General features: G+C 72.9%; 9 protein-coding genes and 1 pseudogene. 5 read left to right on the plus strand and 5 right to left on the minus strand.

Annotation, left to right across the window (positions count from 1 at the left end; genetic code table 11):
- Positions 1–53 precede the first annotated feature (53 nt).
- On the plus strand, positions 54–419 hold the full coding sequence (locus ACFYOP_RS06485; protein ID WP_356898377.1) for a hypothetical protein: 366 nt from the start codon (positions 54–56) through the stop codon (positions 417–419).
- A 78-nt stretch (positions 420–497) separates the two neighbouring features.
- Here ACFYOP_RS06485 and serC read toward each other — a convergent pair whose 3' ends face one another.
- Both serC and ACFYOP_RS06495 read right to left on the minus strand, forming a co-directional pair.
- Positions 498–1,616, minus strand: a complete 1,119-nt coding sequence (gene serC / locus ACFYOP_RS06490; protein WP_356898376.1) for a phosphoserine transaminase — start codon at positions 1,614–1,616, stop codon at positions 498–500.
- 107 nt (positions 1,617–1,723) lie between these two features.
- Positions 1,724–2,335 (minus strand): ATP/GTP-binding protein, encoded by a 612-nt coding sequence (locus ACFYOP_RS06495; protein WP_356898375.1) that lies wholly within the window; start codon positions 2,333–2,335, stop codon positions 1,724–1,726.
- 231 nt (positions 2,336–2,566) lie between these two features.
- Here ACFYOP_RS06495 and ACFYOP_RS06500 point away from each other — a divergent pair, with 231 nt between their 5' ends.
- Together ACFYOP_RS06500 and ACFYOP_RS06505 are read left to right on the plus strand one after the other, a co-directional pair.
- On the plus strand, positions 2,567–5,479 hold the full coding sequence (locus tag ACFYOP_RS06500; RefSeq protein WP_356898374.1) for an FAD-binding and (Fe-S)-binding domain-containing protein: 2,913 nt from the start codon (positions 2,567–2,569) through the stop codon (positions 5,477–5,479).
- Positions 5,480–5,530: 51 nt separating this feature from the next.
- The gene (locus ACFYOP_RS06505; protein ID WP_356898373.1) at positions 5,531–5,878 is read left to right on the plus strand and encodes a hypothetical protein; all 348 of its coding nucleotides are present in this window, start codon (positions 5,531–5,533) and stop codon (positions 5,876–5,878) included.
- On the opposite strand, the gene ACFYOP_RS06510 is transcribed toward ACFYOP_RS06505, so the two are convergent.
- Positions 5,836–6,693: a LysR family transcriptional regulator gene (locus ACFYOP_RS06510; protein WP_356898372.1), complete on the minus strand. Its 858-nt coding sequence runs from the start codon at positions 6,691–6,693 to the stop codon at positions 5,836–5,838. The genes ACFYOP_RS06505 and ACFYOP_RS06510 overlap by 43 nt on opposite strands.
- Positions 6,694–6,838: 145 nt before the next feature.
- On the opposite strand from ACFYOP_RS06510, the gene ACFYOP_RS06515 reads away from it, so the two are divergent.
- Positions 6,839–7,825, plus strand: coding sequence for a DMT family transporter (locus ACFYOP_RS06515; RefSeq protein WP_388450970.1), 987 nt, complete (start codon positions 6,839–6,841; stop codon positions 7,823–7,825).
- A gap of 198 nt (positions 7,826–8,023) precedes the next feature.
- Here ACFYOP_RS06515 and ACFYOP_RS06520 read toward each other — a convergent pair whose 3' ends face one another.
- Together ACFYOP_RS06520 and ACFYOP_RS06525 are read right to left on the minus strand one after the other, a co-directional pair.
- Entirely contained in the window at positions 8,024–9,859 is a 1,836-nt protein-coding gene (locus ACFYOP_RS06520) for a Dyp-type peroxidase (protein ID WP_356898371.1), read from the minus strand.
- A 52-nt stretch (positions 9,860–9,911) separates the two neighbouring features.
- The gene (locus ACFYOP_RS06525) at positions 9,912–11,822 is read right to left on the minus strand and encodes a galactose oxidase-like domain-containing protein (protein ID WP_356898370.1); all 1,911 of its coding nucleotides are present in this window, start codon (positions 11,820–11,822) and stop codon (positions 9,912–9,914) included.
- 421 nt (positions 11,823–12,243) lie between these two features.
- On the opposite strand from ACFYOP_RS06525, the pseudogene ACFYOP_RS06530 reads away from it, so the two are divergent.
- A pseudogene (locus tag ACFYOP_RS06530) lies at positions 12,244–13,032 on the plus strand (TIGR03084 family metal-binding protein); the annotation flags it as partial.
- Positions 13,033–13,072 lie beyond the last annotated feature (40 nt).

The raw sequence follows: 13,072 nt of genomic DNA on the forward strand, positions 1-13,072 counted from the left end.
CTGGGAGAGGGTCGTGCGACACGACGCGGCACCGGATCGGACGTGGAGGAACGATGACCGCAACCACACGCGAGGAGACGCCTGTCGCCGTCGAGGGCGGTGGCGTCGAGCTCCGGATGACGGAGGTCGGGGGCGACATGACCGCCGCCTTCGTCCGCTTCCCCAAGGGCACGGACATGACGGACGCGGTGAAGGGACTGCCGGGTGACATGTGCCAGTGCCCCCACTGGGGATATCTCTTCTCCGGGCGGCTGAAGATGCGGACCGCCTCCGGCGACGAGATCTACGAGGCGGGTCAGGCCTTCTACTGGCCGGCCGGGCACGTCCCCGAGGCGCTCGAGGACTGCGAGTACCTGGACTTCTCGCCCAGCAAGGAGTTCGGCGAAGTGATCGACCATGTCAGGGCGCAGATGGGCTGAGGCCGAGCGGCCGCGGGAACGAGGAAGGGCCCGGCTTCCGCGAGTGCGCGGCGCCGGGCCCCCTTGTCCCGAGAACGGTTACAGCTTCTCGATCACGTAGTCGACGCAGGCCGTCAGGGCCTCGACGTCCGACGGGTCGATCGCCGGGAACATCGCCACGCGGAGCTGGTTGCGGCCCAGCTTGCGGTACGGCTCGGTGTCGACGATGCCGTTGGCGCGCAGCGCCTTGGCGACCGCCGCGGCGTCGATCTCGTCGGCGAAGTCGATCGTGCCGATGACCTGCGAGCGCTTCGCCGGGTCGACGACGAACGGGGTCGCGTACTTGGACGCCTCGGCCCAGCCGTACAGGGTGCGCGAGGAGGTGGCGGTGCGGCGCACGGACCAGTCGAGGCCACCCTGGCCGTTGATCCACTTCAGCTGGTCGTTCAGCAGGAAGAGGGTCGCCAGCGCCGGGGTGTTGTACGTCTGGTTCTTCAGCGAGTTGTCGATCGCCGTCGGGAGGGAGAAGAACTCCGGGACGTGGCGGCCCGAGCCGTGGACGCGCGCGGCGCGCTCCAGGGCGGCGGGGGAGAACACGCCGATCCACAGGCCGCCGTCGGAGGCGAAGGACTTCTGCGGGGCGAAGTAGTAGACGTCCGTCTGCGTGATGTCGACCGGCAGGCCGCCCGCGCCGGAGGTGGCGTCCACCAGGACCAGCGCGCCGTCGTCCGCGCCGTCGACCCGCTGGATCGGGGCGGCGACGCCGGTGGAGGTCTCGTTGTGGGTGAAGGCGTAGACGTCGACGCCCGCCTCCGCCCGCGGGTCCGGGTGGGTGCCCGGGTCCGAGGAGACGACGGTCGGCTCGGCCAGCCACGGCGCCTGCTTGGCGGCCTTGGCGAACTTGGAGGAGAACTCGCCGAACGACAGGTGCTGGGACTTGTTCTCGATCAGGCCGTGCGTCGCCACGTCCCAGAAGGCGGTGGAACCGCCGTTGCCCAGGATCACCTCGTAGCCCTCGGGGAGGGAGAACAGCTCGCGCACGCCGTCGCGGACCTCGCCGACCAGGTTCTTGACCGGGGCCTGGCGGTGCGACGTACCGAGGAGAGAGGTGCCGGTGGCGGCCAGCGCGTCGAGCGCCTCCGTACGCACCTTGGAGGGGCCCGCGCCGAAACGGCCGTCGGCGGGCTTGATGTCAGCGGGAATCTGGATATCAGCCACGTTCCGGAGCGTATACCGCCCCGGCCGCCGGACGGGGACACGGTCCGGCCGCTGAGACAGCGCCGCGGTCCGGATGCCGGCACCGCGCACGGCGGGCCGCCCCCTGGTCAGGAGCAGCCGCCCGGCCCGAGCGTGCCCAGATGGTCCACCAGCGCGATCAGTACGAACTTGCTGGACGAGTGGTCCCTCGCGTCGAACTCGACCAGTGGCACCCCCGGCGTCAGGCCCAGCGCGTCGCGGATCTCGTCCGCGGAGCGGAACGGGCCGCCGAAGTCGTTGACGGCGACGATGAACGGCGTGCCGTGCCGCTGGAGCCGGTCGATCGCGTACCAGGCGTCGGTGACCGCGCGGGTGTCGACGAGGACGACCGCGCCGGTGGTGCCGGAGAGCAGGCGGTCCCACAGAAAGCGGAAACGTTCCTGTCCCGGTGTCCCGAAGAGATACAGCACCCGCTGTTCGTCGATCGTGATGCGGCCGAAGTCGAGGGCGACCGTGGTCGCCGTCTTGGCGGGGACCCGCGCGCAGGCGTCGTCCACCAGGGAGTCCGCGCTCATGGCCTCCTCCGTGTGCAGCGGACGTATCTCGCTGACGGAGCGCACCATCGTGGACCGGCCGGCGCCGAAACCGCCGACGACGGCGATCTTCAGCGCGCCGGCGGCGGCCGGACGGGGCTCGGCCACGCCGTTTCCGGGGGTCGCCCGGGGAGTGGCGCGGGTCATCGGTTCTTGGCGGTGCCGGTCATCGAGTGTTGCCTTCCGGGGTGACGGGGGGCGCAACTGGAGCCGCCGTTCTTCGGCGAAGTCGTCGACACTATAGGAGGGCTGACGATCAGTTGGGGATGGCCGTGGCGCTTCTCTCCCGACACGGGGGCCCGGGCCCGGCACACAATGTGTGCGAGTGGCACGTTTCCTGCCGGTGCGGGGACCGGTGCAGCCGTCATCCTGGGTCGCATGGTTGAACACACCAGGGATACGAGCGAACTGGCCCACGCGCTCAAGGCCGCCGTCGGCGGTGACGTCGACTTCTCGGCCGCCGCCCGGGCCCTGACGACCATGGACGCCTCCAACTACCGGCGCGTCCCGGTCGGCGTCGTCGCTCCCCGCGACGCCGACGACGTCGCCGCGGCCCTCGACGTGTGCCGGCGGCACGGCGTCCCGGTCGTGCCGCGCGGCGGCGGCACCTCCATCGCCGGACAGGCCACCGGCACCGGCGTCGTCCTGGACTTCACCCGCCACATGAACCGGGTCCTCGCCGTCGACCCGGACACCCGGACCGCGCGGGTGCAGCCCGGCGTCGTCCTGGACCGGCTCCAGCGGGCCGTACGCGGCCACGGCCTGGTCTTCGGACCCGACCCGTCGACGCACAGCCGCTGCACCCTCGGCGGGATGATCGGCAACAACGCGTGCGGCTCGCACTCGGTGGCCTGGGGGACGACGGCCGACAACGTCCGCGACCTGTCGGTCGTCACCTACGCCGGCGTCCGCCACCGGCTCGCCCGGGGCCTGGAGCCCGGCGGCTGCCCGCCCGGCCTGGCCGACCTCGTCGAACGCCACCTCGCCCTGCTGCGCACCGGCTATCCCGACGGCCTGCCGCGCCGTATCTCCGGCTACGCGCTGGACGCCCTGCTGCCGGAGCGGGGCGGCGACCTCGCCCGCGCCTTCTGCGGCAGCGAGGGCACGCTCGCCGTCCTGACGGAGGCGACCGTACGGCTCGTGGACGCGCCGGCCGCCCGGGCGCTCGCCGTCCTCGGCTACGCCGACGAGAGCGCCGCCGCCGAGGCGGCCGCCGGTCTGCTGCCGCTCGGCCCGCTGACCGTCGAGGGCATGGCGGAGGACCTGGTGCCCGCCGGACACGGCCTGCCGCGCGGCCGGGCCTGGCTGTTCGTCGAGACCGGCGGCGCCACCGCCGCGGAGGCCACGGACCGGGCGCGGCGGATCGTACGGGCGGCCGACGCGCTGGACGGCACGGTCGTCGGTGACCCGGCCGCCGTGCGGGCCCTGTGGCGGATCCGGGAGGACGCCTCCGGCACCGCGACCCGGACACCCGACGGCGGCGAGGCGTGGCCCGGCTGGGAGGACTGCGCCGTGCCGCCCGCCCGCCTCGGCGGGTATCTGCGCGACTTCCGTGCCCTGCTGGCCGAGCACGGGCTGCGGGGCACCCCGTACGGGCACTTCGGGGACGGCTGCATCCATGTCCGCATCGACTTCGACCTGCTGACACCGGACGGCGTCCGCCGCTTCCGCGATTTCTCCGCGCAGGTCGCCTCGCTCGTCGTCGCGCACGGCGGCTCGCTGTCCGGCGAGCACGGCGACGGGCAGGCCCGCGCCGAACTGCTGCCGAAGATGTACGGGGACGAACTGGTCGCCCTCTTCGGCCGCTTCAAGGACCTGTGGGATCCGGCGGGCGGCATGAACCCGGGCATGCTGGTCCGCCCGGAGCCGCTGGACGCGAATCTGCGCTTCGCCGTACTGCCCGCCGAGCCCGTCGACGTGGCCTTCGGCTACCCGCACGACGGCGGCGACTTCGCCGGCGCCGTGCGCCGCTGCGTGGGCGTCGCCAAGTGCCGTACGGAAAGCGCCGCGGCGGGCGGCGGCGTGATGTGCCCCTCGTACCGGGCGACCGGCGAGGAACAGCACTCCACCCGCGGCCGGGCGCGGCTGCTGCACGAGATGCTCGCCGGCGAGATCGTCACCGACGGCTGGCGCTCGGCCGAGGTGCGCGACGCGCTCGACCTGTGCCTGTCCTGCAAGGGGTGCCGGAGCGACTGCCCCGTCGGCGTCGACATGGCCACGTACAAGGCCGAGTTCCTGCACCACCACTACGCCGACCGGCGCCGGCCCGCCGCCCACTACGCCATGGGACGCCTTCCGCAGTGGCTGCGCGCCGCCGCGCCCTGGGCGGGGGCCGTCAACGCCGTCGCGCGGGTGCGGCCGCTGGCCACGCTCGCCAAGCGGCTCGGCGGCATCGCGCCGCAGCGGGAGCTGCCCCGGCTGGCGCCCGAGACGTTCCGCCGCTGGCTGCGCGGGCATCTGGGCGGCCGGGCGCAGGTGCTGGAGGCGGGCCGCAGCGCCGTGCTGTGGCCCGACACGTTCACCGACCACCTCACGCCGTCCGTCGGCCGGGCGGCCGTACGGGTCATGGAAGCGGCGGGCGTCGGGATCGCCGTGCCGCCGGGGCGGGTCTGCTGCGGGCTCACCTATGTCTCGACGGGCCAGCTCGACCTGGCACGCGAGGTCATGCGGCGCACGCTCGACGTCGTCGAGCCGCTGCTCGAACTCGGCGTCCCCGTCGCCGTACTGGAGCCGAGCTGCGCCGCCACCCTCAGGACCGATCTGCCCGAGCTGCTGGGCGACGACCCGAGGGCGCACCGGCTCGCGGCGTCCGTGCGGACCTTCGCGCAGACGCTGGAGGAGTGCGCGCCGGACTGGCGGCCGCCCCGGATCGACCGGCCGGTGGCGGGCCAGACCCACTGCCATCAGCACGCCGTGCTCGGTGACGGGGCGGAACGCCGGCTGCGGGAGCGGGCCGGTCTGACGGGCGAGCTGAGCGGCGGCTGCTGCGGCCTCGCGGGCAACTTCGGGTTCGAACGCGGCCACTACGAGGTGTCGGTGGCCTGCGCGGAGGACGAACTGCTGCCCGCCGTACGCACGGCCGCCGCCGGCGCCGAGCTCCTGGCGGACGGCTTCTCCTGCCGCACCCAGCTCGACCAGCTCGCCGGCCGCCGGGCCCGGCACCTGGCGGAAGTGCTGGCGGAGGCGCTCGGAGAGGGGCGGCGGGCGGAAGGCGGGGCGGGAGGCTCGGGGGGCTCGGGGGGCTCGGCGGACGGTGGGGCGGGAGGCTCGGGGGGCCTGCACGCCGGGTGACGTACGGCGTCCGGCAGGATGGGCGCCGACCACGCGGGAAGGGCGGATGCCATGCGGGAGATCGTCGGGCGGACCGACATCGTGAGTCTGCTGGCACGGGCGGGCACGGTGCTGCTCGCCGCCGCCCTCGTGGCCCAGCTGCTGGTGTCCGCGATCGCGGTGGACCCGGTGGACGCGGCGACGGACAAGGGCCTCGGCTCGTTCGTCGTCTCCCTGCTGCGGGGCAGCTCCGCCGGCGCGTTCGGCGCGTCGCTCTGCGTCGCCGCGGTGCTGCTGCTGATCGTGGCGGTACGGGGGTTGCGCATCGTCTGGCGGCGTCTGGTGGCCGCGGCCGCTCGGCGTCGCGACCGGAGTGCTCAGCCGGACGCGGCCACCGAGCGGGCCAGCAACACCAGGTGACGGACCGCCGGGTGCGGGGACGAGCTGCGCCAGGCCAGGTGGACGGGGACGCGGGGGGCGTCGGACAGCGGGCGGTAGGTGACGCCGCGGTGCGCGTGCATCTGGGCGGTGGAGGCGACGGACGCGCCCACGCCGCGGCCGGCGGCGATCGCCGTGAGCCAGTCGTCCGTGTTGGCCACGGTGACCGTGGCCGTGGGCCGGATGTCCGCGGGCCACAGGTCCAGGGTGGTCAGGCCGGAGACGGTGTTCAGGACGACGGGACCGGCCGCGAGGTCCGCCAGGGTCAGTGACGCGCGGGCCGCCAGCGGGTCGTCCGACGGCACGGCCGCGACGCGGGGCTCCGTGAACAGCAGCTCGGTGGCCACCCCGGCGATGTTCACCGGGCCGCGCAGCACGGCGGCGTCGACCTCGCCGCGGGCGAGCCCCGCCGTGCGGTCGTCGATCCTGAGCAGTTCGAGCGCCGTGTCCGGGTGCTCCGTACGCCAGCGGCGCAGCAGCGGCGTCGTGTACGGGCCGAGGGCCGACCAGGCGTGACCGAGCCGCAGCGGCCGGTGCGGAAGCCGTCCTGTGTCCAGTGCTTCGTCGAAGGCGGCTACGGCGACGGCGGCCCGGTCGCGGAAGGCCCGGCCCTCCGCGGTGAGTTCGAGATGGTGCGTCGAGCGGTCGACCAGCCGGACGGCGAGGTGCTGTTCGAGGGTGGCGAGCGCGCGGGAGACGCTGGGCTGGGTGAGGCCGAGCCGGGCCGCGGCCCGGGTCACGCTCGACTCCTCCGCGACGGCGAGGAAACAGCGGAGGTGACGCAGCTCGATGCTCATACGTCCGGAGCATAACCGCAGCGAGAATCGCATTTCACGCGCATCGTTCCGGTCCGTAGCGTGGGGAGGACGACAGGCCCGCAGATGACGGTCGGGCGCAGGGGCCGGTGACGGTCGGGGTGACGAGCGGTTCAGGGAGGCTGGGGTGGAGGACGCGCAGTCCGCGGGCGCGGGCACCGGCGGCGGTGCGCAGGCCGGCGCCGCGGCGGTCGTGCTGCCGGAGGCGGCGGGCGCGGCGGCCCGTGCGCCCGGGGACGGGACCGGACCGCCCTCCGGCGTCCGGCGCTCGCTCGGGCCGGTCGCCCTCGTCGTCGCGGGCGGATTCTCCGTGCAGTTCGGGGCGGCCGTCGCCGTGCTGCTGATGCCGCGGACCGGAGCGCTCGGCGTCGTCACGCTGCGGCTCGTGCTGGCGGCCCTCGTGCTGTTCGCGATCTGCCGGCCACGGCTGCGCGGCCACTCCCGTGCGGACTGGGCCACCGTGGTCACGTTCGGCGCCGCCATGGGCGGCATGAACATGCTCTTCTACCAGGCGGTGGACCGTATCCCGCTCGGCGCGGCCGTCACCCTCGAGGTGCTCGGCCCGCTCGCCCTGTCCGTGATCGCCTCCCGGCGGCTGGTGAACCTGCTGTGGGCGGGGCTCGCCCTCGGTGGCGTCGTGCTGCTCAGCGGGGGCGGCTTCGACCGGCTGGACCCGGTCGGCGCCGCGTTCGCCCTGGCGGCCGGCGGGATGTGGGCGGCGTACATCATCTTCAGCGCCCGCACCGGGCGGCGTTTTCCGCAGGCGGACGGGCTGGCGCTGGCGATGGGCGTCGGCGCCCTGCTGAGTCTGCCCTTCGGACTGGTGGAGGCCGGGTCGCGGCTGTTCGTGCCGTCGACGCTGGGGCTGGGGCTCGCGGTGGCGCTGATGTCGTCGGTGCTGCCGTACACCCTGGAGCTGCTGGCGCTGCGCAGACTGCCCGCGGCGACGTTCGCGGTGCTGATGAGCCTGGAACCGGCGATCGCCGCGGCCGCCGGGTTCCTGGTGCTGCACCAGGCGCTCTCGCCGTCCGAGGGCCTGGCGATCGTGCTGGTCGTCGTGGCGAGCATGGGGGCGGTGCGCACACAGGCGGCGAAGCGGCCCGTACCCGGGTGACGTGGCCGCCGGTGCGGCAGCGTGACCGGTGAAGGGACGGCGGCACCGCCGGCCCGCCGCGTGCCCTGTGAACGCCCGGGCGGCAGGACCTGCGGGCGGCAGGCGAACAGCGGGTGGGCACGAATGAGAGGCCTACCGTGTGCGGGAGAGCAGCCCGCCGTCGTCGCGGCGGACTGCTCCCCTGCGGCCGGTGCCGTGTCAGTGCTGGGTCTTGGTGTGCCAGATGGGGTCGCCGCCGCTGCTGGTGTAGATCACGACGTTCCCGTCGGACTGGACCGAGAGAATGGCGCCCGGGTGACCGTTGGTCATCGTGGCCCACACCGGCTGGTTGTCCGGCGTGTAGATGACGAGGTTGCCGTCCTCCTGGAAGACGGCGCGGGCACCGGGCGTGGGCGGGTTGTTCGACGCCCAGCGGGGGTCCTCGTTCTCGTCGAAGACCGCGAGCCGCCCGTCGTCCTGGAGGACCAGCTTCGCCTTGCCGGCGTCGACCTCGTCCCCGCGGTCGAAGGTGGAGACGGCGGAGACGTCGTGGTTGCCGCTCTCCGTGACGTGGACCTTGATCTTCTGGGTGTCGTCCGCCAGCTTGCCGTCGGCCAGCCGGTCGAGCGTCGACATCGACGGCGTGAACGCGTACACCGCGCCCTCGGTCCGTACGAACTGCTCGAAGCGGACCTGCTTGCCCATGAAGGAGACGTCGGTCGTCACACCGATCATCGGGTCCGCGCCGACCGACGGCTTGCGCAACGGGAAGTCGACGTCGTTGACCCAGTCCTTCTGGATGAACTCGAACTGCCTGACCAGGTCGGACTGGTAGCTGACGAACACCAGGCCGCGGGCCGCGTCGGGCCCGTGGCCGGCGGAGCCCGCCGGGTCGAACGGCTGGCCGTACGGGATGCCCCGGCGCATGATGCGCCGGCCGTCGAGGTTGCCCTTCTCCGGAACGGGCTCCTGGCCCTCCTGGAAGACGAGGCCGTCGCGGGGGTTGGTCTTGCGGAGGTGGGAGAACAGCGGAGTGATCTCTCCCTCGAGGTCGTTCGCGAAGCTGATCTCGTTGTCGTTCGCGGCTGCGGGGTCGGACGGCATGTCGGCGTACGGGCACTTGGCCACCGGTGTACCCGATCGCCAGCGGCCGACCATACGGGCGGCCAGCCACTCGGTGGTGGCCTCCGGCGGCACCACCTTCATGCCTTTCAGTTCCTTCAGCCGCGCGCCGATCTGGGCCCACCAGCCGGGGACGTCCTGGCCGAGCCGCCGCACCACGTGGAAGGAGCCGTTCTTCGCCCACTCCGGCAGGTCGGACGGCTTGCCGCTGACGGTCCGCTCGCCGACGACGAACTCACCGGCAGGGATGATCCGGGTGCCCGGACTGCCCTTCTTCCACTCGGGCCGCTTCGGGTCGGGCTCGTCGAAGCCCTCCACGGCCGGTTCGCTGACACCGTCCTTGAAGCCGAAGTGCTCCTTTCCGGCCCGGTCACCCGGCAGGGTCTGGCCGTCCTGCTCGAAGATGATCACCACCTTGTGGGTGGCGGCCTCCTGGCGCTCCTCGGCGAGGGCCGCCCGCAGGTCCTCGACCTTGTCGGCGGCGATGGTCAGCACCGCGTGGACGGGCTGGGCCAGGCTGTCGCCGAAGAGCCAGTTCTCCGGGGAGTTGTCCCCGGTGTCACCGAGCTCTCCGGCCCGAACGGCCGAGCCCTCCTTGAACGCGTGCTGGGTCGTGCCCGCCTTGGTGTCCGGGAACGGGTCCTTTCCCGTCAGCGTCCGCATACCGCCGTGGGTGAAGCTGACGGTGCGCCACAGCGCGGTCAGGGCCCGCGGATCGTCGCCGCCGGAGCTGCGGCGCGCGGCGCTGAAGGCCGCGTTGAACGCCGCGACCTGCCTGGTGGTGGCGATACGCGGCTTCAGCCGCCGCAGCCAGGTCCGGGCACGCGACGCGTCGTCGAACTTGAGGAACAGCAGTTGTACATGGTCCTTCTTGAAACCGGCGAGCACATCGCCTTGGATCTCCGTGCTCTGCCGCAGTGCCAGGTCCGTCATCGGGTCCTCGGCCTCCGTTCTGGTGAGTCGGTCAAGTCGGTGCCTGGCGGTCTCAGCTCCCGTTCGGCGGGCCGAAGGACACGAACTTGGCGATGCTGGGCACGCCCTCCTCGTTGAGGAGGAAGAGCATGTAGTAGCCGGGGGGCGCGGCCTCCGCCGACGGCGGTGCCTGGAGCTCCAGCGAGCCGTCGCCGCGGCTCTTGATCCGCACCTCGAGGTGGCGCTGGCTGAAGTTGACCGCGTGGGTGGCCGTGGTGGGCGCGAGCAGCACGGCCCGCTTGACGTCCTCCGGGGTGGAGGTGAGGACCCTGAACCGGCTGTCGTAGTCGACCGTGCGGCGGGGTGTGGAAGTGAGGTCGGGCCGCTCGCCGTTGTGCAGATAGGCCGGCTCGTAGATCTCGATGGAGCCGTCCATGTCGTCGCTGATGTCGGGGTCGTTGGCGATCTGCTGGGCTTCGTCGCCGGTGACCATGATCCGGCCGTCGGGCAGTACGACGGCGTTGGAGTGGTAGCCGCGCGGCAGCCGCTGGGCCGGGCCCAGCTTCCAGTTGCCGTCTTCGTCGCGCATCTCGGTCTGGCGGTACTTCAGGTCGGCGTTCGGGTTGTACTGCCCGTTGCCGTAGTCCCGGATGTCGAAGGAGCCGTTGACGGTGAAGAGGGTGCCGTTGGGCAGGATCAGAGTGTCGTCCTGCGTACGGCCGAAGGCGCGGGGCTCCTTCGTCTTCCACTGGCCGCCGACGAGCTGGTACGTGTTCGGGTCGTCGCGGTTGCCGCCGAGCACCAGAACGGAGTCGGGGCCGCGGAAACCGGCGGGCAGCGGCACCGCGGAGCCGTAGTTCCGCATGAAGTTGTCCGGCCGGTTCGGCAGGCTGGTGCGGGTCTCGGTGGCCGGGTCGAAGAGCCACTGCTGGTCGTGGTCGCGGCCGAGCCCGTAGATCTTGCCGTCGCGCAGCGAGAACAGGTGCGGATAGTCGTGCCGGTACGGGGCCTCGGCGCCGAAGACGTCCACCGGGACGTTCTCCGGGGTGTCGTTCCTGGCGGTCGGGACGTCGTGGCTGCGCGCCGGGAAGCGCTCCACGACGGGTGTGGGCGTGCCCCAGCCGAGCTCGGACTGGCCGGACATGATGAGGATGCGGCCGTCGGCACCGGTCACGGCGCTCGGGTACCACCGGCCCACCGACATCTGCTCGTTGAGCGACCAGGTCTCCGTCCACGGGTCGAAGACCAGGGAGAGCTTGGCGCCGGCGCCGTGGTTGCCGCCCAGGTTGCCGCCGAAGACGCCGAGCATCCCGTTGGGCAGGAAGGCGTGGCCGGCGCAGAAGAACGGCGCGGGCCGCTCCTCGTTCTTGCCGTCCGGCATGTTCACGGTCGGCGGGGTGACCTTCTTGAACGCGTCGGAGCCGGAGCCCTTGGCCGGGTCCCAGAGGTAGGCGCGGCCCGCGTTCTGGGCGCCGGTGATCTCGGTGGGCGCGGTCTCCTTCGTCGGATTGGTCTCGATCCGCTCGAAGGAGAACATCAGGACCTTGCCGGTGGGCAACTGGGCCACGTGCACGGCGAAGTCGGGGGAGGGGAAGTACTCCTTGAAGGCGCCGTACTCCCGCGCGCTGAACTTCGCGTTCTGCGTCGCCTGGGACTTCGTGAGCGAGTCCAGGCGGGCGGTGCGCATCTCCTGCGAGTAGTCGCCGAGGTCCTCGGCCCGCATACGCGCCCTGGCGTGCGTCTCGGCGTGCTCCTGGCCGAGTACGGCGGCCTCGGCCTTGTCGACCTCGACCTTCTCGGAGGTGGCGGGCTTCTCGGAGGCGTCGGGCCCGGCGCCCCGGTTGACGGAGTGCGGCCCCGGCCCGCTGTCGTGGGCGACGGCGGGGACCGCGGCGACCAGCGGGGCCGTCAGCGCGGAGATGACGGCGCAGGCGGAGAGCAGGGTGGACAGGCGGGGTCGGGACGGTCGGGACGGTCGGGACATGGGACTCCTCGTGGCCCTTACGGCCTTTCGCGCACGGAGCGGCCCGTCCGCACGGTGTGCATATGCGGACGGAATAGGCCATCGGTAACTGACGGTGGCATATGAGCACAGAGGGTAACCGCGCTGCAACGCGGTCGTTCAGCGTGTTGACCGGGCGGACGCGAGTCGTTCACCCGGTGCGGGGGAGTGGGGGCGCTGCTCAACGGTGCGGCGGGGGCCCGGGGCGCCGCAATAGTCCTCGGGGGGAACCACTCTTGCGGTTCAAAGAGAATCAATTCTGCGGTCGAGTGCGGTTTGACCTGCGCAGAAGCGTGATCGACAGTTTCGGGTCCCGGTAAATCAAAGCAAGCATGCTTGCTTGTTTCTTTGGGGACTGCCATGCTCCGGGGCACACACCGCCGTGCCCACAGGGGAGCGTCCCGTGTCCGACCCGGCCGTCGTACTCGACGACTTGCGCAGCGAAAGCAACGACCTCGACCACCTCGTCAGTGAGCTGAGCCCCGGGCAGTGGGCGGCCGCGACACCGGCCGAGGGCTGGACCGTCGCCCACCAGATCGCCCACCTCGCCTGGACCGACGCCGTCGCACTCGTCGCCGTCACGGACCCCGCGGGCTTCACCGCCGAGGCGGAGAAGGCGCTCGCCGCGCCGTACTCCTTCGTCGACGACGGCGCGGCCGAGGGCGCCGCGCTGCCGCCCGCGGAACTGCTCGCCCGCTGGCGCGAGGGCCGCGAGCGGCTGCTGCGAGCGCTGCGCGAGGCCCCGCCCGGCAGCCGGTTCCCCTGGTTCGGCCCGCCGATGAGCACCGCGTCGATGGCGACCGCGCGGCTGATGGAGACCTGGGCCCACGGCCAGGACGTCGCCGACGCGCTCGGCGTCGTCCGCACGCCCACCGCCCGGCTCGCCCAGGTCGCCCGGATCGGCTTCCGCACCCGGGACTTCGCGTACGGGGTGAACGGCCTGACGCCGCCCGCAGAGCCGTTCCGCGTCGAACTCACCGGGCCGGACGGCGAAGTGTGGACCTACGGCCCCGAGGACGCCGCCCAGCGCGTCACCGGACCCGCGCTCGACTTCGCCCTGCTCGTCACCCAGCGCGCCCACCGCGCCGACCTGGCCCTGCGGGCCGAAGGCGCGGACGCCGACCACTGGCTGAACATCGCCCAGGCCTTCGCGGGTCCGCCGGGCAACGGCCGCGGGGCGGGCGGAGCCGCGTCGTCGGCGGGCGCCGCTGCGGGGACGGCGCCCTCGGCGG

The organism is Streptomyces sp. NPDC006294, assembly GCF_042870895.1.
GTDB lineage: Bacteria > Actinomycetota > Actinomycetes > Streptomycetales > Streptomycetaceae > Streptomyces.

Bases quoted from the DNA above. Each gene is read 5' to 3' on its own strand.
- ACFYOP_RS06495 (WP_356898375.1), bottom strand. From the start codon at position 2,335: ATGACCCGCGCCACTCCCCGGGCGACCCCCGGAAACGGCGTGGCCGAG.
- ACFYOP_RS06520 (WP_356898371.1), bottom strand. From the start codon at position 9,859: ATGACGGACCTGGCACTGCGGCAGAGCACGGAGATCCAAGGCGATGTG.
- ACFYOP_RS06525 (WP_356898370.1), bottom strand. From the start codon at position 11,822: ATGTCCCGACCGTCCCGACCGTCCCGACCCCGCCTGTCCACCCTGCTC.
- ACFYOP_RS06500 (WP_356898374.1), top strand. From the start codon at position 2,567: ATGGTTGAACACACCAGGGATACGAGCGAACTGGCCCACGCGCTCAAG.
- ACFYOP_RS06485 (WP_356898377.1), top strand. From the start codon at position 54: ATGACCGCAACCACACGCGAGGAGACGCCTGTCGCCGTCGAGGGCGGT.
- ACFYOP_RS06505 (WP_356898373.1), top strand. From the start codon at position 5,531: ATGCGGGAGATCGTCGGGCGGACCGACATCGTGAGTCTGCTGGCACGG.
- ACFYOP_RS06510 (WP_356898372.1), bottom strand. From the start codon at position 6,693: ATGAGCATCGAGCTGCGTCACCTCCGCTGTTTCCTCGCCGTCGCGGAG.